General features: G+C 33.0%; 24 protein-coding genes and 1 other annotated feature. Of the genes, 22 read left to right on the forward strand and 2 right to left on the reverse strand.

The genetic code is table 11. From position 1 onward, the window contains the following. Positions 1-86 precede the first annotated feature (86 nt). Positions 87-1,490, forward strand: a complete 1,404-nt coding sequence (locus EUBIFOR_RS12580; RefSeq protein WP_003863863.1) for a hypothetical protein — start codon at positions 87-89, stop codon at positions 1,488-1,490. A gap of 76 nt (positions 1,491-1,566) precedes the next feature. Then, on the forward strand, positions 1,567-1,824 hold the full coding sequence (locus EUBIFOR_RS00235) for a hypothetical protein (RefSeq protein ID WP_003863864.1): 258 nt from the start codon (positions 1,567-1,569) through the stop codon (positions 1,822-1,824). A gap of 17 nt (positions 1,825-1,841) precedes the next feature. Here the strand turns inward: EUBIFOR_RS00235 and EUBIFOR_RS00240 are convergent, their stop codons facing one another. Beyond that, positions 1,842-2,837, reverse strand: coding sequence for an isocitrate/isopropylmalate dehydrogenase family protein (locus tag EUBIFOR_RS00240; RefSeq protein ID WP_003863865.1), 996 nt, complete (start codon positions 2,835-2,837; stop codon positions 1,842-1,844). Beyond that, the gene (locus tag EUBIFOR_RS00245) at positions 2,834-4,108 is read right to left on the reverse strand and encodes a citrate synthase (protein WP_003863866.1); all 1,275 of its coding nucleotides are present in this window, start codon (positions 4,106-4,108) and stop codon (positions 2,834-2,836) included. The genes EUBIFOR_RS00240 and EUBIFOR_RS00245 overlap by 4 nt, the downstream gene beginning before the upstream one ends. 94 nt (positions 4,109-4,202) lie before the next feature. On the opposite strand from EUBIFOR_RS00245, the gene EUBIFOR_RS00250 reads away from it, so the two are divergent. From EUBIFOR_RS00250 to EUBIFOR_RS00345, 20 genes are all read left to right on the forward strand, one after another. After that, a complete protein-coding gene (locus EUBIFOR_RS00250) occupies positions 4,203-6,119 on the forward strand; it encodes an aconitate hydratase (RefSeq protein WP_003863867.1) in 1,917 nt (638 codons plus the stop codon). 61 nt (positions 6,120-6,180) lie between these two features. Further along, a complete protein-coding gene (locus EUBIFOR_RS00255; RefSeq protein ID WP_003863868.1) occupies positions 6,181-7,077 on the forward strand; it encodes a cation efflux transmembrane domain-containing protein in 897 nt (298 codons plus the stop codon). A gap of 8 nt (positions 7,078-7,085) precedes the next feature. After that, on the forward strand, positions 7,086-7,697 hold the full coding sequence (locus EUBIFOR_RS00260) for a CpXC domain-containing protein (RefSeq protein ID WP_003863869.1): 612 nt from the start codon (positions 7,086-7,088) through the stop codon (positions 7,695-7,697). Between the two features lie 8 nt (positions 7,698-7,705). Then, positions 7,706-8,437: a hypothetical protein gene (locus tag EUBIFOR_RS00265; RefSeq protein ID WP_003863870.1), complete on the forward strand. Its 732-nt coding sequence runs from the start codon at positions 7,706-7,708 to the stop codon at positions 8,435-8,437. Between the two features lie 49 nt (positions 8,438-8,486). Next, positions 8,487-8,692 (forward strand) — a binding site (T-box leader). A gap of 32 nt (positions 8,693-8,724) precedes the next feature. Next, entirely contained in the window at positions 8,725-9,831 is a 1,107-nt protein-coding gene (hisZ, locus tag EUBIFOR_RS00270) for an ATP phosphoribosyltransferase regulatory subunit (protein WP_003863871.1), read from the forward strand. Continuing rightward, positions 9,831-10,478 carry an ATP phosphoribosyltransferase gene (gene hisG, locus EUBIFOR_RS00275; protein WP_040465966.1) on the forward strand — a complete coding sequence of 216 codons (648 nt, stop codon included), beginning with the start codon at positions 9,831-9,833 and terminating at the stop codon, positions 10,476-10,478. The genes hisZ and hisG overlap by 1 nt, the downstream gene beginning before the upstream one ends. Beyond that, on the forward strand, positions 10,459-11,739 hold the full coding sequence (gene hisD, locus EUBIFOR_RS00280) for a histidinol dehydrogenase (RefSeq protein ID WP_003863873.1): 1,281 nt from the start codon (positions 10,459-10,461) through the stop codon (positions 11,737-11,739). The genes hisG and hisD overlap by 20 nt, the downstream gene beginning before the upstream one ends. Continuing rightward, positions 11,739-12,749: a pyridoxal phosphate-dependent aminotransferase gene (locus EUBIFOR_RS00285; RefSeq protein WP_003863874.1), complete on the forward strand. Its 1,011-nt coding sequence runs from the start codon at positions 11,739-11,741 to the stop codon at positions 12,747-12,749. Before hisD ends, EUBIFOR_RS00285 begins: the two co-directional genes overlap by 1 nt. Then, on the forward strand, positions 12,736-13,317 hold the full coding sequence (gene hisB / locus EUBIFOR_RS00290; RefSeq protein ID WP_003863875.1) for an imidazoleglycerol-phosphate dehydratase HisB: 582 nt from the start codon (positions 12,736-12,738) through the stop codon (positions 13,315-13,317). The genes EUBIFOR_RS00285 and hisB overlap by 14 nt, the downstream gene beginning before the upstream one ends. Further along, entirely contained in the window at positions 13,314-13,913 is a 600-nt protein-coding gene (gene hisH / locus EUBIFOR_RS00295) for an imidazole glycerol phosphate synthase subunit HisH (protein ID WP_003863876.1), read from the forward strand. The genes hisB and hisH overlap by 4 nt, the downstream gene beginning before the upstream one ends. Then, positions 13,914-14,624 carry a 1-(5-phosphoribosyl)-5-[(5-phosphoribosylamino)methylideneamino]imidazole-4-carboxamide isomerase gene (gene hisA / locus EUBIFOR_RS00300; protein WP_003863877.1) on the forward strand — a complete coding sequence of 237 codons (711 nt, stop codon included), beginning with the start codon at positions 13,914-13,916 and terminating at the stop codon, positions 14,622-14,624. It begins immediately after the preceding gene. Then, positions 14,618-15,373: an imidazole glycerol phosphate synthase subunit HisF gene (hisF, locus tag EUBIFOR_RS00305; RefSeq protein WP_003863878.1), complete on the forward strand. Its 756-nt coding sequence runs from the start codon at positions 14,618-14,620 to the stop codon at positions 15,371-15,373. Before hisA ends, hisF begins: the two co-directional genes overlap by 7 nt. Further along, the gene (gene hisI / locus EUBIFOR_RS00310) at positions 15,370-15,702 is read left to right on the forward strand and encodes a phosphoribosyl-AMP cyclohydrolase (protein ID WP_003863879.1); all 333 of its coding nucleotides are present in this window, start codon (positions 15,370-15,372) and stop codon (positions 15,700-15,702) included. The genes hisF and hisI overlap by 4 nt, the downstream gene beginning before the upstream one ends. Next, complete coding sequence (locus tag EUBIFOR_RS00315; protein ID WP_003863880.1) at positions 15,695-16,201, forward strand: NUDIX hydrolase; 507 nt, start codon at positions 15,695-15,697, stop codon at positions 16,199-16,201. The genes hisI and EUBIFOR_RS00315 overlap by 8 nt, the downstream gene beginning before the upstream one ends. Before the next feature lie 362 nt (positions 16,202-16,563). Then, positions 16,564-16,944, forward strand: a complete 381-nt coding sequence (locus EUBIFOR_RS00320) for a hypothetical protein (protein WP_040465968.1) — start codon at positions 16,564-16,566, stop codon at positions 16,942-16,944. 78 nt (positions 16,945-17,022) lie between these two features. After that, positions 17,023-17,799, forward strand: coding sequence for a glutamate racemase (gene murI, locus EUBIFOR_RS00325; RefSeq protein ID WP_003863882.1), 777 nt, complete (start codon positions 17,023-17,025; stop codon positions 17,797-17,799). After that, the gene (locus tag EUBIFOR_RS00330) at positions 17,796-19,175 is read left to right on the forward strand and encodes an aminopeptidase (RefSeq protein WP_003863883.1); all 1,380 of its coding nucleotides are present in this window, start codon (positions 17,796-17,798) and stop codon (positions 19,173-19,175) included. The genes murI and EUBIFOR_RS00330 overlap by 4 nt, the downstream gene beginning before the upstream one ends. Before the next feature lie 3 nt (positions 19,176-19,178). Beyond that, entirely contained in the window at positions 19,179-20,012 is an 834-nt protein-coding gene (locus EUBIFOR_RS00335; protein ID WP_003863884.1) for a Cof-type HAD-IIB family hydrolase, read from the forward strand. Next, positions 19,999-20,862, forward strand: coding sequence for a thymidylate synthase (gene thyA, locus EUBIFOR_RS00340; RefSeq protein ID WP_003863885.1), 864 nt, complete (start codon positions 19,999-20,001; stop codon positions 20,860-20,862). Before EUBIFOR_RS00335 ends, thyA begins: the two co-directional genes overlap by 14 nt. A gap of 7 nt (positions 20,863-20,869) precedes the next feature. Continuing rightward, positions 20,870-21,349, forward strand: a complete 480-nt coding sequence (locus tag EUBIFOR_RS00345; protein WP_003863886.1) for a dihydrofolate reductase — start codon at positions 20,870-20,872, stop codon at positions 21,347-21,349. Positions 21,350-21,414: the final 65 nt, after the last annotated feature.

The following is a 21,414-nucleotide window of genomic DNA, read 5'->3' on the forward strand; positions in this document are numbered from 1 at the left end:
ATACCTTTTTGTCTATACAAATTTGGGAATATTTGTATTCAGTGCTATAATAACGTTATAGAAAGCACGTTTAAGGGAGGTTTCATATGCCAATAAAAACGACAAAAAAAGTTACAAATAAAAAAGTAGTAAAAGAAGAAACAAAACCAGCTGTTGAAGCTAAAAAAGAAGAAGTAAAAACTGCAGAAGTAAAGAAAGCTACAAAACCAGCTGTTGAAGTTAAAAAAGAAGAAGTAAAACCTGCAGAAACAAAGAAAGCTCCTGCAAAAAAAGCTACAACAAAAAAAGCTGCAAAGCCAGCAGTTGAAGTTAAAAAAGAAGAAGTAAAACCTGCAGAAACAAAGAAAGCTCCTGCAAAAAAAGCTACAACAAAGAAAGCTGTAAAGCCAGCAGTTGAAGTTAAAAAAGAAGAAGTAAAATCTGCAGAAACAAAGAAAGCTCCTGCAAAAAAAACTACAACAAAGAAAGCTGTAAAGCCAGCAGTTGAAGCTAAAAAAGAAGAAGTAAAATCTGCAGAAACAAAGAAAGCTACTGCAAAAAAAGCTACAAAGTCAGCAGTTAAAGCTAAAAAAGAAGAAGTAAAACCTGCAGAAACAAAGAAAGCTACAGCTAAAAAAACAACAAAGAAAACTACAACTAAAAAAACAACTACTAAAAAGGTAACGACTAAGAAAATGACGAAAGAAGAACAATATGCGAAGTTATCATTAGATACATGTCTTGATTTGGCAAAAGCTATGTCAATGAATGTAACTCGTGATTCTATTATTCAACAATTGATTTTAAATCCAGATGTAAAATCAGTTTCAAAAGATTTAGTGAATAAGTATCAATTAACAGGTAAATTTAATTTTGAAGAAGATGGATACGATGAAGGTTTAGTAGAAGTTTTAGTATCTAAAGTATATGAAACAGCAGATATTAAACCTGAAAAAGCTGAAGATCTACAAGCTGATGTTGATCATGCGTTGAATTATAAATTTACAGATGTTGTTGCGGATGGAGAAGAATACAAGGCTCAATTTGATACAATGCGTAAAGTATTGATGATTGCACAACACAAAGATATTTATGATTCAAAAAAATTAGATGAAGAAATTGGAATCGATGTTGAAAAATTCGTTGAAGAATTCATGGATCTTGCGTATAGTGTTTTGAAAACATGGAAATATGAAGATGTAGATTATTATGAACACTTTATTTATGCCGTATTATCACAATTAGAAGATCTACACGATACATATAGAAATCGTATTATGATGGATGTAGCTGATCTATATATCTTACATGGAGATTATGGATTAGGTGATGCAGATTATGGTTATATCTTAAGAGAAAACCAAATCAAAGATTATATCTATTATCGTTATGCTTCTATTTATGAAGGTGTGGATAAAGACAAGGCGAAACAAATCGCAAACCAAGCTTTACAATTTGTAGATGATCGTTTTACATATTATCCAAATATTATTGCAGTTTTAGAAGGTTAATGTGAATTCTGCTTGATTTTTAAAGGTGTTTTGCATATGATATATTTTGCGAATACTTTTAATCAAGGAGGATACAATGGCAGCTTCAAAAATTCCTGTGTGGATTAAACAATGCCTTGATCAATATGGTAACTGTGCGTGTGGACGTGCTATTACTAAAAAAATTGGTAAGGAGAATCTTTTACAAATTCTTGAAAATGAAGGATACCCATGTGAATTGGAAATCTTGAGTGATCAAAAAGACAAAAGTGCATATCCAAAAGATGGAACATATATTTTAACATTAAAAAATCGTCAATCTCTAATGGTTGACGAAGATGAAGACGAAGAGTAAATACTTCGTCTTTTATATTATAAATTTTTAATAATTTCATCCGTGAATGCATCTGTAGAAGCACTTCCGCCAAGATCAAAAGTTAATACCTTTCTTTCTTCAAATGTTTTGTTTAATGCATTTCGAATTTTTGTGGCCACACTTTCCTGATGAAGATCCTCTAACATCATACAAGCCGATAATAATAAAGCGCTCGGATTCGCAATATGTTTTCCTGCAATATCTGGAGCACTACCATGCACAGCTTCATACATGGCATAATCATCACCTTTATTGCAACTTGGAAGTAAACCTAATCCGCCAATTAAACCACTGGTTAAATCAGAAACAATATCTCCATAAAGATTTGGCATAACCATAACATCAAATTGTTCGGGATGCATCACAAGCTGCATGCAAGTGTTATCCACAATTAAGGAATTGGATTCAATTTGAGGATATTCTTTGGCAATATCTTCAAAAATATGAAGAAATAAGCCGTCGCTCATTTTTAAAATATTAGCCTTATGCACACAAGTTAATTTTTTACGATTATTCTTAATACAATATTCAAAAGCAGCTCTAATAATTCTTGTACTTGCTTTTTTTGTGATGATCTTATAGGCATAAACTGTATTTTCATCAATCTGCTCTTCTTTACCAACATATAGATCTTCTGTGTTTTCTCTAAAAGTTACGATATCTACATTGTCAAATTTTGTAGGAATACAAGGATTGGATTTAGCAGGACGAATATTTGCCCATAAATCATATTTGTTTCGCAATGTAACATTTAAAGAACGAAATCCTTTACCAACCGGCGTTGTGATAGGTGATTTTAATAAAATTTTGTTCTTTTCATAAGATTCAAAAGCTTTTTCAGGAATATATTCCCCAGTTTCCTCATATACTTTTGCACCTACATTAAACACTTCATATTCAAGCTTTGCGTTTGCAGCATTTAAAACTTTAATGACGGCATCCGTGATTTCTGGTCCGATTCCATCTCCTTTAAAAACTGTTATTGTTGTCATTTGATTTCCTCCATTTCTCCTACATATACATTGGCAGGTCGAATTAATTTACGATTGGATTGACGATTTTCTAAATGATGACTTACCCAGCCAGCTGTTCGACTAATCGCGAATAATGGTGTAAATAGATCGGATTCAATACCTAGTAATGAATACACATAGCCTGAGTAATAATCAACATTTGCGCATACGTCGATGCCTTTTCTTTCTTTCATTACTTCGATGGCAACCTTTTCAAAAGCATGAATACAATTGTAAATCTCTTCCTGTCCTTTTGATTTAGCTAAAGCTTCACATTGCCCGTGAATTAATAGTGCACGTGGATCACTTTTAGTATAGATCGCATGACCAATACCATAAATAAGTCCACTGTGATCAAAAAAGTCTTTATCTAATATACGATTCGCAATTTTTTTAAGCGTAGTTTGATCGGTTGTAAATCCAACCTCATGAAATATGGCTTTAAACATGTTAGTTACCTTACAATTTGCTCCACCATGTTTAGGCCCTTTTAATGAACCAATGGCAGCCGAAATACAAGAGTAGATATCCGTTCCTGTACTGGATATTACGGCATTGGCAAAAGTAGAATTGTTTCCACCACCATGATCGGCGTGGACCATTAATAAAGTATCCATGATTTTAGCCTCTTCAAATGTATATTGATCATTCCCTCTAGCCATGCATAGAATGTTTTCAGCTAAGCTCCTGTCTGGATAAGGATATGATTTAAATACTTTGTTACGTGCATATGAAAAAGTGAAAAGTGGAATACTCGCAAGAATTTTTAATCCTTTCATCATTCTTTCTTCAAGATCATCTGTATCTGCACTTGGATCTTTCGCATATAATTTTAATACTTCGATTTGAAGTGCATTTAATATGTTTGGTGTTTCATACTGTAAGTCAACAGGCCCCATTTTAAAATTGAGTAAGTAATCTTTAAAAGCTTTTAATTGATCAGCATTTGGCAAGGTTCCAAAAATTAAAAGATAAGCTGTTTCTTCAAATCCACAGATTTTGTCTGAAGGTTGTTTGTTTACTAAATAATTGATTGGATAGCCCCTATAAATCAATTGACCATCAATGTTATATTTTTTTTCATGAATAATTTTATACCCAATAACATCACAAATTTTAGTTAATCCTACTTTAACTCCCGTACCATTGTCGTTTCTAAGCCCAGCTTTTACGCGATATCTAGAGTATAGGGAAGGATCAATAAAATTGCGTTCTTCATTATCTTGATAGATTTCTTTAAGTGTGTGCACTTTATGAAACCTCCTTTCATATGTTTCATATTATAACATAAACTTTCATTTTGTTACATTTTTTGTTATAATTCGCTTTAGGAGGATATTGTCTATGCAAAATTTGACGTACAAGATTCTAGAAAAACATTTATTAAAAGGAAAATTAGAAGCAGGCCAACCTATCGAAATCAGAATGGATCAGACTTTAACACAAGATGCGACAGGGACTATGGCCTATATGCAGTTTGAAGCTATGGGAGTGAAAAAAGTAAAAACAGAATTATCTGTTAGCTATGTCGATCATAATACACTACAAAATGGATTTATGAACGCGGACGATCACGCATATCTTCAAAGTGTAGCTAGTAAATATGGTATTTATTTTTCAAAAGCAGGAAATGGAATTTGTCACCAAGTTCATTTGGAACGTTTTGCCAAACCACAAAAAACATTGATTGGATCCGACTCACATACACCGACATCATCGGCAATAGGATGTATTGCGATTGGTGCAGGAGGATTGGATGTTGCCAAGGCAATGGCTGGAATTGGCTATCGATTAACATGTCCTAAAGTTGTTGAAGTAAAATTAACAGGTACTCTAGCGCATGGGGTTTCTAGTAAAGACATTATTTTAAAGCTATTAGAATTATTGAGTGTAAAAGGAGGCGTTGGTAAAGTTTTTGAATACACTGGAGAAGGTGTCAAAAATTTGAGTGTTTACCAAAGAGCAACCATCACAAATATGGGAGCTGAACTTGGAGCTACTACATCTATTTTCCCAAGTGATGAGGTTACCCGTGAATTCTTAAAACGTCAACAAAGAGAAGAAGATTATATTCCTTTAAGTGCAGATGAAGGTTGTCACTATGATGAAACTGTTGAAATTGATTTAAGCAAATTAGTACCATTAGCCGCATGTCCAAATTCACCAGATGCCGTTAAAAATGTATCTGAACTTTCTGGCATGAAAGTAGATCAAGTAGCGATTGGTTCTTGTACAAATTCAGGCTATGAAGATTTAATGAAGGCAGCCGCTATTTTAAAAGGTAAAAAGATTGCGCATAATGTAAGTCTAGTTGTTTCACCAGGATCTAGACAAGTACTTATGAAATTAATTGAAAATGGAACACTTTCAACCTTTGTATCTTGTGGAGCAAGAATTCTAGAATGTACTTGTGGGCCTTGTATTGGCATGGGACAAAGTCCCAAAAGTGATGCCGTAAGTTTGCGTACCTTTAACCGTAATTTTTATGGTCGAAGTGGAACACTAAGTGCTGGTATTTATTTAGTATCACCAGAAGTGGCTGCAGCAAGTGCAATTACAGGAGTTATTACGGATCCAACGACATTAGATTATGCAGATGAATTTGAAAAAGAACAAAGCTATATTGATGATTCATTGATTTATGCCCCAAGCAAGAATCCAGAAAATGTTGAAATTGTTCGAGGCCCCAACATTAAAACACTGCCTGTAAATACACCAATGGATCAAACAATTGATAAAAAAGTTGTTATCAAATTACCAGATAATATTACGACAGACCATATTGCACCAGCTGGAGCGAAGGTTTTACCTTATCGCTCAAATATTGAAAAACTATCTACATTCGTATTTGAAAACAATAAGCCGCATTTTGATGAAGTGTGCAAAGAAAATAATGGAGGTATTATTGTAGCCGGCGAAAACTATGGTCAAGGATCAAGTAGAGAACATGCAGCACTTGCGCCAATGTATTTAGGTATAAAAGCAGTTTTAGCTAAATCTTTTGCCCGTATTCACCTAGCAAACTTAGTCAATTTTGGTTTGTTGCCACTTGTATTTGATGATAAATCCAATTATGACAAAATTGATGAAATGGATGAATTGAAAATTGAAAATGTTGATTCATTTTATAATTCATTTGATTTAACGATTGAAAATGTGACAAAGAAAGAAACATATAAAGTGCATGCACCTATTAGTAAAGAAGATGTCGAAATTCTTATGGCAGGTGGAGCACTGAATTATATCCGTAATCAACAATAGGGACGTTTTTTAAAGACGTTCCTTTTCTTGTGGTATAATATCTAGGAAATTAGGTGAGAGAATGAAAGAAAAACAGGAACAAATTGTAATGCGTATTTCTTTTTGGTCCGGTGTTGTATTTGCACTTGCAGAATTGATTATGGCCATCTATTCTAAATCCCAGTCGGTTCTAGCAGATACCGTTTATGATTCAACTGAACTTGTTGTTATTGGATTAACAATTTATATTATTCCTTTATTTTATAAACCAGTAACCGAAAAGCATCCCTTTGGATATGCACAACTTGAAAGTATAGTGATCTTATTAAAAGGATTTATGTTTATAGCGGTTATGATGGTTTTGATTATGAATAATATTCAAATTATGTTGAATGGTGGAAATGAAATTGATCATATGCAGGTTTCTATGTTTGAAACGATTTTAACATGTTTTTCCGCATTGATTTTATTCATACTTATGCAAATTAATAAAAAGGTGACATCTCCTACAGTGGATGTCGAAATTTATGGATGGAAAATTGATGTATTCTCAAGTGTTGGTGTATCGCTAGCGTTTTTCTTATCTTCGTTTTTAACACATACGCCACTTGCTTTTATATCACCCTATTTTGATCAAATTGTGGCAATCGTATTGGCATTAGGTATGATGAAAGAACCTATTCAAATGATTGGAGATAGTTTTAGAAGCTTAATGCTTTTAAGTCCAGATGAAGAAGAAGTCACAAAAATAAAACATATTTCTTCATCTATATTAAATAATTATCCCTATGACCCTGTCTTCTATGATATCACGACAACAGGAAGAAAAATGTGGATATCTATTTACTTTACTACACGAGTTGACACAATGTCTTTTACAGAACTTGAAGTAGCCAATCGAGAATTAAAAATTGCTCTTCAAAAAGAATATGAAGATTGTTTTGTGGAACTTGTTCCCAATGTTTTAGCGAATAAATAGGAGAAATTATGGAAAAGAAAATTAAGTTAGTGTGTCCTGAATGTAATAAGGAATTTAATACAGACATTTATACTTCAATCAATGTGCAATTGGACAAAGATATGAAGACAAAGATACTGAGTGGGAAGCTTTTTGACATAGAATGCGAACATTGTCATTCTAAGTTTCATATACCATATCCTGTTTTATATCACGATATGGAAAAGAAGCTTTTAATTCAGTATACCGAAGAAAAAGACTTAAAATCGAGTGAAGTCGCTTTAAAAAATGCCAATGTAGATGCAGATTATACAGTGCGTATAGTTGATAATGAGCGAGACTGGATTGAAAAAATTTTGATTTCAGATAGTGGATTTGATGATCGCATTATGGAATTGTACAAGCTTTTAATACTTTCACAATATGAAGATGCTGAAAATGTGAATGGTTTATATTATTGGAATATTCAAACATTAGAAAATCCTCATTACGTAATGGTGTTGGATGAAAAGGAAAGTGATAAAATGCATTTTATGCCATTTCATGAAGGTGTATATAAACAAGTAGAAGAAGTATTCTTATCCGATATTCAACAAGACTATATTATTGATGCGAACTGGGCAATTTCGAATACGAAGTAGGTGATGTCATGATTGCAAGCATTCATGCGTGTGTGGATCTTTTACATGTGGGATATCATGTAAAAGAAGAATATGATCCTATTATTTTAAATGTATATCATTGTTTAAAAGTAGAAGGTTTAAACGATGAAAAATATATGTTACATATTGATTCTGTATTAAAGAAAAGTATTCATGACTTGGATGAAACACAAATTTGTACATATATTACATATGTGTTTGAAAAAGAAAAGTATGTACCTTACTTTTTAAAAAGTTTCATTGAATCAGGAATGTTTAAAGAATTATTACTTAGATATCTTTCACTAAAAGAATCAGATACACTACAATGTATTAAATTAAATCGAAATCTATTAAGTAAATGGCATTATGCAAGTGTATCTGAAGAAGTTGCTCAAAACTTAACAATTAGCGCAAATGGTAGAGTCTATCTAACTCGATATATCATGACAAATGAAGGTGTAAAACCACTAAAAACACAACAGGCTAGTATATCAAAAATAGAGGCGAATGAAATATTAGATGCGATATCAAAGTTGGATTTAGAATCAAAAGAAGTCGAAGAAAATGGTTGGCAATTAAAAATGTATAAGAGTAATTGCGGAAAAAATCGCCTTGTGAAGACCATTGAACATGATGCAAAAAATCCCAATGGATTGAATGAAAGAATTCGTTCAATTCTTCCTTTTGAACATTTATTTGTATTTGGGGGATCCTATTATTCATGGGAGAAAATGTAAAATATTTACATTTGTTATTGACATTTATTTTCAATAAGAATATATTATTTTCAAAGCAATGAAAAGAAATAGTAAGATAGTACTGCTTTAAGAGACTTTCTGGTTGGTGCAAAGAAAGAGTAAGGCTATTTGAACACGTCTTGGAGCTGTAAAGATGAAAATAGTAGTTTTTAACGTATTCCTGGCGTTATCAGGTTTGAGGCTATGAATAGCGAAATAAGGTGGAACCACGTAAGTTAAACTTTCGTCCTTAGGACGGAAGTTTTTTTGTTTATAGGGAGGTCATTATGCAGCAGATACAATTACCACAAGGAATGAAAGATACCATTTTACAAGAATGTGAAAAGAAAAAATATCTACAAAATATTTTAGAACAAATTTTCGAATCTTTTGGATATGAAGAAATCATTACACCAACGATTGAATATTATGAGACGTATGAAAATGCATTTAAAAATATTCAAACGACGGATATGTATAAATTTTTTGATGAGAATGGAAGAATTCTAACATTAAGAACTGATATGACCGTTCCTATTGCACGTGTATGTGCAAGTAAATTTAAAGATTCGAAGCCTCCATTTCGCTATCGATATACTTCAAATGTATTTAAAGTACGACAAAAGTTTGCCGGTAAAAGAAGTGAAGTTACAGATTGTGGCATTGAATTAATTGGGTTGGATTCAAAAAGTGATGTTCAAGTATTATGTTGTGCTTTAGAAGTGATGAAGAATTTTAAAAACTACACATTGGAAATTGGAAATGTACAATTTTTTCAAGCCGCATGTAAAGTCGTTCGCTTAAGCACAGAAGAAATTAATACTTTAGCGGATTTGATTGATAAAAAGAGTATGGTCGATTTAAAAATATATTTAGATTCATTATATTTAAGTGAAAAAATTGTGGATTTCTTTATGCACCTGCCATTTCTTTGTGGAGATGTAAATGTCTTGGATGAAGCATACGCATATTGTTTTGATGAATCTTTAAAAGAGGTCTTGGATTCCATGAAAGAATGCATTCAATCTTTAAATGAATTGGGATGTTTAGAAAATGTGACAATCGACTTAGGAAAAGTGGCACATCTTGACTACTATACAGGAATCATTTTTGAAGGCTATGTATCTGGTGTTGGAACAAGTATTTTAAGTGGAGGAAGATATGATTGTTTACTTAAAAAATTTGGTCGAGACCTACCGGCATGTGGCTTTAGTGTAAAGCTAGATCCACTGATTGATCATGTGGATGTACAACTTAAAAAGAAATTTATACTTTATTATCCAGAATCCAAACAAATTGAAGCTATGAAACAAGCAAATAAGTTACGAAAAGAAGGAAGTGTAATATTAGAGCCTTCCTTAAATGAAACAATTTATGTAAAGGAGGTAGAATGATGGGTCTATCTATTGCACTGACAAAAGGACGTCTAGAAAAACAAACCGTATCTATGTTAGAGGGTTTAGGATATGGAATTGAAGCTTTAAAAGATAAGGGTCGTGCACTTGTTTTTAAAGATTCCATTGAAGATATTCAATATTTTTTAGTTAAATCCAATGATTGTATTACCTATGTTAATCATGGAGTTGCCGATATTGGAGTTGTAGGTAAAGACACAATTCTAGAAAATGAGAATGATACTTATGAATTGTTAGATTTAAAAATTGGAAAATGTAAATTTATTGTGGCTAGCCTACCTCAAAATCAGTTGTTTTCAAAAGTAGGACACATTAAGATTGGAACAAAATATCCAACGGTAGCGAAACAATATTTTTTATCAAAAGGTATGGATGTGGAAATTATCAAAATTGATGGTTCTGTTGAATTAGCTCCTATTTTAGGTTTATGTGATGGAATTGTTGATATTATGGAAACGGGTACAACACTTAAGGAAAATGGCTTAGTTGTTTTAGATACAGTATGTGATATCAGTGCTCGTGTCATCGTAAATAAGGCGAGTTTTAAATTAAAACATTCAGAAGTTATGAAAGTCATAGAAGATTTAAGTAGGAAGGTGAATGCAGATGTTGACACGAATTTATAAAGAAGATAAGGATGTATTAAAAGAATATTTGATGTCGCGAACACAAGATTTAAGTACAGACGTATTGGTGACTGTATCAAATATTATTCAAGATGTAAAAAATAATAAAGATGAGGCCTGTTTAAAATACACTCGTGAGTTTGATCATGTTTTGTTAGATACAATGGAAGTGACGAAAGAAGAATTAGATATTCAGATTTCTAAGTGTGATAAAGATTTTGTAGAAGCTATGAAGCTTGCCAAACAAAATATTGAAGATTTCCATAAACTTCAAAGACAAAATGGATATTTACTTCAAAAAGAAATGGGAATCTATTTAGGACAAAGAGTTCTTCCTTTAGAAGCTGTAGGTATTTATGTGCCTGGAGGACGAGCACAATACCCAAGTAGTGTCTTAATGAATGCACTGCCTGCAAAAATTGCCGGAGTAAAAAATGTAGTGATGGTAACCCCACCAGATTCAGAAGGTACGATTCATCCTAATATTGCATATGCTGCAAGACTTGCAGGTGTGGATAAAATTTATAAGATTGGTGGAGCCCAAGCCATTGCAGCCTTAGCTTATGGAACACAAACGATTGATCGTGTAGATAAGATTGTGGGTCCAGGAAACATTTTTGTGGCAGCTGCTAAAAAATTAGTATATGGAACCGTTGATATTGATATGATCGCAGGTCCAAGCGAAATCTTAGTTGTAGCGGATGAAAATGCCAATCCAGAATATGTGGCAGCAGATTTATTATCACAAGCTGAACATGATCCTATGGCAAGTGCGATTCTTTTGACAACAAGTGAAGATCTTTTAAATTCTGTGAATCAACAGCTTTCAAAACAAAGTGCAATTTTACCTAAAAAAGAAATTGTTGAACAATCCTTAAAGAATTATGGTAAGGCCATTGTTTGTGATTCGCTTGAAGATTGTATTTCAATTAGTAATGAGATTGCACCAGAACATTTAGAATTAATGATTTCAAATCCAATGGAATATCTACAAGAAGTTAAAAATGCAGGTAGTGTTTTCTTAGGCTATTATACTTGCGAAAGTATTGGTGACTATTTTGGGGGAACTAACCATGTTTTACCTACCAGTGGCACTGCACGATTTTCTAGTGCATTATCTGTAGATAGCTTTATAAAAAAATCATCTTATTTATATTATTCAAAACAAGCAATTGAAGCTTACGCAAAATATATTGAGACTATAGCTAGTGAAGAGCGTTTACAGGCACACGCAAATGCCGCAAAAGTGAGGGAAAAATAATGCAAGGATATAAAACACATGTACAGTCAGGGATTTTGTTGAATGCCAATGAAGCAAGTCAAAATGTGAATGAAACAGTTAAACAAGAAATTATAGATGCGATTTCAAATCTATCCTTAAATCGGTATCCAGATACAACTTGCCACCAATTACATCGTTTATATGCAGAGGTTATGAATGTTCCGTCTTCTTGGATCTTATCTGGAAATGGGTCGGATCAAATGTTAGGATTTTTAATTCAATATTATTTACAGGAAAATAAAATACTTTATACTTTGAGTCCAGACTTCTCTATGTATGACTATTATGTAGGGTTGAATCATTCTAATATTGAAAAGTATGAAACAAATTTGGATGGTTCATTTGATGTGGATGCGTTTATTTCAAATGGAAAAGATAAAAATGTAGATATGGTTTTATTTTCAAATCCAAATAATCCGACAGGACATTCCATCACATTATGGGAAATGAAAAAAATTAGTGAAGCGTTTAAGGATATTCCTGTTATCTTTGATGAGGCTTATATGGAGTTTGGTAAAGAAAGTGCAGTTTGTTTATTGAAAGAGTATCCAAATGTATTTGTATGTCGAACATTATCCAAAGCATATGGTCTTGCAGGGATACGTTGTGGCTTTATGATTTCTTCACAAGTTGAAAAGTTAAGTGCACTCTTTATTCCTTATGCCTTAAGTAGTGTGACACAAACTATCGCAAGTGTTGTCTTAAGACATGCAGATGAGTATAAGGACACTATTGCGACAATTATTTCAGAAAGAGAAAGAATGTATCAAGAAGTAAAGGAATTTAAGCAACTGACAATGTATCCTTCCAATGCGAATTTCTTATTTGGAAGAAGTGAAAAAAAGGATTTGTTGCTTGCGATGTTTAAAGAAAAGAATATCACGATTCGAAATTATGAAGATGCAAGTTTTCGTATAACGATTGGTACAAAAGAAGAAAATGAAATGGTATTAGATGTTCTAAGGAGATTTGAGTATGCGAACAGCTGAAAAAAGTAGAGATACAAAGGAAACAAAAATCTATGAAAAGATAAATTTAGATGGAAATGGAAATAGTGAAATTGATACAGGAATTGGCTTTTTTGATCATATGTTGACATTGTTTGCGTTCCACTCTAATTTTGATCTAGTTGTTAAGGCAGATGGGGACTTAGAAGTATGTGATCATCATACCATTGAGGATTGCGGTATACTATTAGGGAAATTGTTCTTAGAAGCATTGGGTGATAAAAAAGGGATTGCCCGTTATGGAAGTATGAATTTGCCTATGGATGAAGTATTATGTAATGTCACACTTGATATTAGTGGACGTCCATATTTAGTCTTCAATTGTGATTTCAATCGTGAAAATATTGGGACGATGTCTTGTGAAATGGTTGAAGAATTCTTTAGAGCCTTCAGTGTTGCATCAGGCATTACACTACATATCAATGTGTTCTATGGAAAGAATGATCATCATAAAGTAGAAGCTATATTTAAAGCGTTTGGTCGTGCTTTAAAACAAGCTGTAAAAATAGAATCGGATAAGATTCCTAGCTCAAAAGGAGTGTTAGAATGATTGGAATTATAGATTATGGTATGTCCAATTTACACAGTGTAAAAAATGCTTGTGATTATTTAAATTTAGATAGTGTTGTTTCAAAAGATGTTTCTGTTTTATCTAAATGTGATAAATTGATCTTACCAGGTGTTGGAGCTTTTCAAGATTGCATGAACACCTTACATTCCATGGGATTATACGATTTTGTTGTTCAACAAGTGAAAAAAGATGTTCCTTTATTAGGGATTTGTTTAGGAATGCAAGCCTTGTTTGAATCGAGTGAAGAAAATGGATATTGCCTAGGCTTTGGCTTTATAAAAGGCCATGTTTGTCATATGGAAGATACAAGCGTTAAAATTCCTCAGATTGGTTGGAATGTTTTAGAAAGTAGTCAGGCACAAAACATCTTTAAAGAAAACACGTATGTGTATTATGTACATTCTTATTATGCCAAAGATATGGAAAATCAAGATTTAATTGGATATTCCATGTATGGAAATATGAAAATACCAGGTCTTGTGATGCACAAAAATATAATGGGATGTCAGTTTCACCCTGAAAAAAGTGGAAAAGATGGATTAAAAATATTGGAATATTTTGGAAAGGAGTTCTAAATGATTGTATTACCCGCAATAGATATATTAGATGGAAAGCCCGTTCGTTTATATCAAGGTGATTATGGTCAGTCAAAATGTGTGGCTGAAGATGTATTGGCTTGCACAAAAAAATTTGAAAAGGAAAAGGCTAATTATTTACATGTGGTTGATTTAAATGGCGCAAAAGAAGGAAGTCGTATTAATGCGGATTTAATTTGTGAAGTTGTAAAGACTTGCCAATTACCTGTTGAAGTTGGTGGGGGAATCCGTACTATGGAAGCCATTGATTTTTATATTGAAAATGGTGTATCCAGAGTGATTTTAGGAACTTCTGCTATTCAAGATGATTGCTTATTAAAAGATGCAATTAAAAAATATGGATCAAAGATTGCGGTGGGCTTAGATTGTAAAGATGGTTATGTCTGTACTTCAGGCTGGCTAGAAAAAAGTAAAGAATACTACTTGGATTTTGCGAAAAGAATGGAAAAGATTGGTGTCAAAACATTGATATGCACGGATATTTCAAAGGATGGTACTTTACAAGGGCCAAATTTTGAGATGTTAGAAGCGCTTAAAAATCATGTATCGTGTAACTTAATCGCATCTGGTGGTGTACGTGATTTGTCACACATTCAAAAATGTAAAGATTTAGGGTTATATGGAGTTATTGCCGGGAAGGCCATCTATGAGAAAACATTAGATTTGAAAGAGGCGTTAAGCATATGTTGACAAAAAGAATCATACCTTGTTTAGATGTGAAAGATGGTCAGGTGGTGAAAGGTATTCATTTTTTGGGTCTAAAAGAAGTTGGAGATCCAGTTTCTCTGGCAAAAAAATATTATGAAGACGGTGCGGATGAATTGGTGTTTTTAGATATTAGTGCAACTATAGAAAAAAGAAAAACAATGGTCGATGTTGTTAGGCGTGTCGCAAAAGAAATATTTATTCCTTTTACAGTAGGTGGAGGTATTTCAACAATTGAAGATGTGCGTGCTATGTTGATGGCTGGAGCCGATAAGGTGAGTTTAAATAGTGCAGCTATTCGAAATCCTTCTTTAATTGAAGAAGCAAGTAAACGATTTGGCAATCAATGTATCGTATTGGCGGTGGATGCTAAAAAAAGAGCCGATAATACAGGTTGGAATGTATATGTAGAAGGTGGAAGAAAAGATACAGGAATTGATTGTATGGAATGGATCTTAAAAGGGGTATCTTTAGGAGCCGGAGAAATCTTGTTGACAAGTATGGATGCGGATGGAACAAAAGATGGCTTTGATTTAGATTTATATAGAGCTGTTTCTAAAATTGTAAATGTACCTGTGATTGCTTCTGGTGGATGTGGTAAATTAGAAGATTTTAAATCTGCATTAGAAGTGAGTGATGCTGCACTTGCGGCAAGTATTTTTCATTATGAAGAGTCTAGTGTTTTAAATGTAAAGAAGTATTTAAAAGAAGAAGGAGTCGCAGTAAGGTTATGATGCAGTTGGATTTTAAGAAACAAAATGGCTTGATTCCTTGTATCGTTCAGGATGTGGATACTAAAAAAGTTCTTATGCTCGCATATATGAATGAGAAAAGTTATAAACAAACTGTTGAAACAAAACTTGCCACTTATTATTCTCGGTCAAGGCAAAGTTTATGGATCAAAGGAGAAACGAGTGGCCATTATCAACATGTAAAAAAAATTCGCATTGATTGTGATCAAGATACGATATTATTAGAAGTAGAACAAGATGGAGCAGCTTGTCATACAGGACATTATTCTTGTTTTTATAGAGATGAAAATGGAGATTGTGTAGATGAGTGAATTTATTGATTTGTATGATCAAAATCGTAAGTTGTTAAATCGAGAAGTAGATCGTACTACCTATTTATTTCAGCCTGGAGAATTTATGATGTATGTTTTGGCTATTTTGGAGAATTCTCAAGGTGAGTTTCTAGTTACGCAAAGAGCTTTTAATAAAAAATGGGCTGCTGGAAATTGGGAAATGCCTGGTGGAGGCGCTAAAAGTAAAGAATCAAGTTTGGATGCGATCAAGCGTGAAGTCAAGGAAGAAACAGGTCTTGATGTAAAAAATGGTGGGGTTGTCTATTCTTATTTTAATGAGGATAATGATAGACATGATAATTATTTTGTGGATATTTATCATTTTAAGTTTGATTTTGATTTAAGTGATGTGCAATTAAATACATGCGAAAGTATAAATTGTAAGTGTGTTACTTTAGATGAATTGATTTCAATGAATCAAGAACAATCTTTTTTGCATTATGAAAGAATTATGAAGGCTTTACAACAAGAAAAATAAGACTAAAATATAGGTGTAAGTTCTATGACTGAAACACTACCAACTACTTCCTTTATAGGTCATAGACTGACAGAAGGGTAAGCTTGCTTACCCTTTTTATATGTGCTATTATTTACTTGGCAGTGTGATGAGCTGCCAAAGGGACATGCAGAGCGTGGTAAACTCTGCGAAGGAAAAGTGGATTAGAGAGTATAGATAGAATGTGGTGGTTTTATCTATACAGAATTTTGTTTGTTTACAAGAACATAATAATATTAAATACAAACAAAATTCATGTAATATTTATATGAGGATATAAATATTACGGAAAGCGGTTTAAGGAAGTGATGAAAACCTTAAACCTCTTTTTTTTGGAGGAGAATATGAAAATTTCAAATTATTTTGCGAAAGAAAAAATGGATGATGCAACATTTATTCAGACATTTATAGAAAAATTAAATGAATTAACAGATGAAGATATTTGTTGGGCAAATTCAGATTTACTTGAAGATAATGAGAACGTTCAATCTTTATTGATGGAGATGGTTCTTTCTTTTTATGCGACAGATTTAGTTGATATGAAAGATTATGAAGATTACTTGGTGAATAAAGAATTTGAAGCTATGTCATTTAAAGAGCTTCAGGCCTCACTGATCTATTTATTTCATAATGACAGAGTGCATCCGGGTAGTTTGATTCATAATGGCATTGGTAAAAAGGAATTATTAAATATCTTAAAAGAAATGAAGAATCAATATAGCTAAACATGCATCCAAGTTTGAGGACTTGGATGTTTTCTTTATACGTTGTATAATTGAAAAGATGAAAAAGGAGCGTTTTGTATGAATTCGAAAAATCCAATAGGTGTTTTTGATTCAGGATTAGGTGGAATTAGTGTTTTACACACGATGCATAGCTTACTTCCTAATGAAAATTTAATTTACTTAGGAGATAGTAAGTACAATCCTTATGGAACAAAGACAAAAGAAGAAATCACTAAGCGATGTATTGCGATTTGCGATGAATTTATAAAACAAGATGTAAAGGCAATCGTAATCGCGTGTAATACGGCAACAAGTGCTTGTGTTAAGCTTCTAAGAGAAAAATATGATGTAGATATCATTGGAATGGAGCCAGCTTTAAAAGTGGCATGTGATCGAGGGAATAATCAAAGAATTGCGGTATGGGCAACCGAACTTACTTTATCTGAAAAGAAGTTTGCGAATTTGATGGATCGATTCAAAGATGAGCATCATATTGTGAAAGTACCTTGTCCAAAGTTAGTGAGAATGGTCGAAGATGATAAATTGGATGATACAAACCTTGTAGAATCTGTTTTAAAAGAATATTTGGCCGCTTGTGACTATAAAAATCTAGATAGTATTGTACTTGGATGTACTCATTTTCCTTTTTACACAAAATATTTAGAAAGACTATGTCCAAATATTCATATTATTGAAGGTAGTGTAGGAACAACATTGCATACTAAGGATTTACTGGAACAAAAAGGCTTGTTAAATAGGAGTGATGAAATAGGAAGTATTACTTGGATGAATACAATGGAATCAAAAATAGAATTATCAAAACGCTTATTTAAAATGTTGGAGGTAGAAGCATGAGTGAAGTAGTTTGGAATAAATATTCAAAAGAAGAATTTGAAAATGTTATGAAATTCAGTGATGGATACATTGATTTTTTGTCAGATTCTAAAACAGAAAGAGCTTGCGTAAAAAATGCCATCGCATTAGCAAAGTCATATGGGTATCGTGATATCAAAGAGGTCATTGAAAATAAAGAAATTTTAAAGGCTCAAGACAAAGTGTATGTAAATATGATGAATAAATCGATTGCGTTGATGCACATTGGTTCAAATCCTTTAGAAAAAGGAATGAATATTTTAGGTGCTCATATTGATAGTCCTCGTTTAGATTTAAAACAAAATCCATTATATGAAGATGGAAATCTAGCATATTTAGATACTCACTATTATGGTGGAGTTAAAAAATATCAATGGGTTACTTTGCCTTTGGCTATTCATGGTGTTGTTTGTTTAAAAGATGGAACAACTGTTGATATTGCGATTGGAGATAAAGAAAGTGATCCTGTATTTGTGATCAGTGATTTATTGATTCACTTAAGTGCCGATCAATTACAAAAAAAGGCAAATGAAGTGATTGCTGGGGAAGATTTAAATGTAACAGTTGGATCCATTCCATTGGAAAATGAAGAGAAAGATGCAGTTAAGGCAAATGTAGCTAAGATTTTAAAATCGACTTATGGTTTTGAAGAAGAAGATTTTGTTTCAGCTGAATTAGAAGTGGTTCCTGCAGGACGTGCAAGAAGCTGTGGCTTTGATTCAAGTATGGTATTAGGTTATGGTCATGATGATCGTATTTGTGCTTATACTAGTTTAGTGGCTCAATTGGAAGCTGAAAATGTAAAACGTACAGCAGTTTGTTTATTAGTGGATAAAGAAGAAGTTGGTTCTCAAGGTGCAACGGGTATGCATTCTATGTTCTTTGAAAACTTTGTTGCTGAAGTTATGGAGTGTATGGGTGATTATTCCGCTTTAAGTGTAAAACGTGCAATGATGAATTCAACAATGCTTTCAAGTGATGTAAGTGCTGCACATGATCCAATTTATGCATCGGCATCCAGTCCTAGAAATCAAGCAGAATTTGGAAAGGGTATTGTATTTAATAAATATACAGGTGCTCGTGGTAAGAGTGGATGTAACGATGCGAACGCTGAATATATCGCATTGATTCGTCGTATCATGGATGATCACAATGTGGCATGGCAAACAAGTGAACTTGGAAAAGTAGACCAAGGTGGCGGTGGAACAATCGCATATATTTTGGCAAACTATGGAATGCAAGTTATTGATTGTGGTGTAGCATTACATAATATGCATGCGCCATTTGAATTGGCTAGTAAAGCGGATATTTATGAAGCAAAGAAAGGATATGCAGCATTCTTAACTTACGAAGGATAATATATGAAACCAATAACTTTGATTGCGACAGATTTGGATGGAACTTTCTTAAATTCAAAGAAGCAAGTTACATCTCTAAATAAAGAAGCAGTTTCAAAATTGAAACAATACGGCATTTTGTTTGGGATTGCTTCTGGTCGTCCTATTGAAACAGTACGTGCCATGTTAAAAGAATGGAAAATTGAAGATAGTGTAAGCTTTATTATGGGAATGAATGGTGGCGTCTTATATGATTTAAGACAACGAACAAAAGAAGAATATCATCTATTGGATGGAGAAGTTGTTTTAGATATCATTCATTTTTTTGAGGATCTAGATGTAGATTTTTGGATTTTAGAAGGAGCAACTCGATATACAAATCGTACAAGTATAGAAACGCAAGAACATGCTCGAATCTTTGGGGAAACAGAGATTGAAATCGATCTTGAACCATATTTATTGAATAATACATGCAACAAGCTGATTATTCATTGTGACAAAGAATATATGCCTATTGTGTTAGAGCGCGCCAAACAATATAAGAATGAGGCTTGTGTTGGCTTTTTAACAGCAGATAACTTATTTGAATATGTAGATCCTAGAATCAATAAGGGATATGGGATTGAAAAGGTCGCAAAGCACTTTGGTGTCAAACTTGAAAACTGTGTTGCCTTTGGAGATGAACAAAATGATATGGAGATGCTTCAAAAGGTTGGTATGGGAGTCTGCATGAAAAATGGCTCTAAGCAGGTTAAAGATTGTGGTGCATTTGTGAGTGCGTATACAAACGATGAAAGTGCAGTGGCTCGTTTTATCGAAGAAAATATTTTAAAGGAGGACATGGATGTCATACTTTGATGATGTTTATTGCGGATTATGTAAAGATATTTTAGAGAATGGAGTTCAAGTACATAATCGTACTGGAATAGATACGATTAAAATTCCGAGTGCACATTTCCATTTGGATGTATCTAAAGAATTTCCAATTTTAACAACGAAACAATTGTTTATTCGTCAGGCTGTTACAGAAATGCTATGGATTTATCAAGCACAAAGTAATGATGTCAGGTGGCTTCAAGAAAGAAATGTTCATATTTGGGATAAATGGGAAATTAATGAGGATGGAGATTGGATTGATGAAAATACAGGGAATGTATTAAAACATTTTGATCCAAGTTTTGCCCATACGATTGGAACGGCTTATGGGTATATTGTAAAAAAATATGATTTAATGAATAAGCTTTTAAATTCATTAAAAAATGATAAAGAAGATCGTAGACGTGTTATTTCTTTATGGCAAGATAGTGAACTAGACACAGCTGTACTTCCAAGTTGTGTATGGAGCTCAGAATGGGATGTGACAGATGGCAAGTTGAATATTTGGGTTCATCAAAGAAGTTGTGATGTTCCTTTAGGATTGCCTTTTAATGTTACTCAATATGCAGTTTTATTAATGATGGTGGCTCAGGTTACAGGATTAAAACCAGGTACGATCGATTGGTCTATCAAGGATGCGCATATTTATGTAAACCAAGTTGATGGAATCAAAGAGCAGTTGAATCGTTATGAAACAAAAGGTTCTTTGCCAGCACCAGAATTATGGTTGAATCCGGATGTTACAGATTTCTATGATTTTGATCCTACAAAAGATGTTAAGTTGAATGGATACGAGCACATGGGGAAAATCAGTTTTCCTTTAGCACAATAGGTGGTTTATGAAATTAACGTTGATTGCAGCGATTGGTAAAAATCGTGAACTTGGAAAGAATAATGATATGATTTGGCATTTGCCGCAAGACTTAAAGTTTTTTAGACAAGAAACTTCAGGTCACACGATTGTGATGGGAAGAAAAACGTTTGAGAGTCTTCCTGGTAAGTTGCCTAAGCGTCATCATGTTGTTATTTCAAGAACATGTAAAGATCTTGGTGAAGATATAGAAATGTGTGAAAGTGTTGAAGAATTCATGAAGCGTTATAAAGATGTGGATGAGGAGATCTATTGTATTGGCGGTGGCATGATCTATAGTGAAATGCTAAAATATGCATCAAGACTTGTGTTAACGCAAATTGATGCCGATGCCGATGCCGAAGTGTATTTTCCTGAATTTGATGAATCTTTATACAATAAAAAGATTCTTTCAAACATTGAAGAGAATGGTGTTTTCTATCAACATGTTGAATATACTTTAAAATAATGATTTGCAGAGAATATTTTCTAATTCTCTGCTTTTTTGTTTGTGAAATTTATTGTAAAATCCCG

Origin of the sequence: Holdemanella biformis DSM 3989 (assembly GCF_000156655.1) — a bacterium.
GTDB lineage: Bacteria > Bacillota_I > Bacilli_A > Erysipelotrichales > Erysipelotrichaceae > Holdemanella > Holdemanella biformis.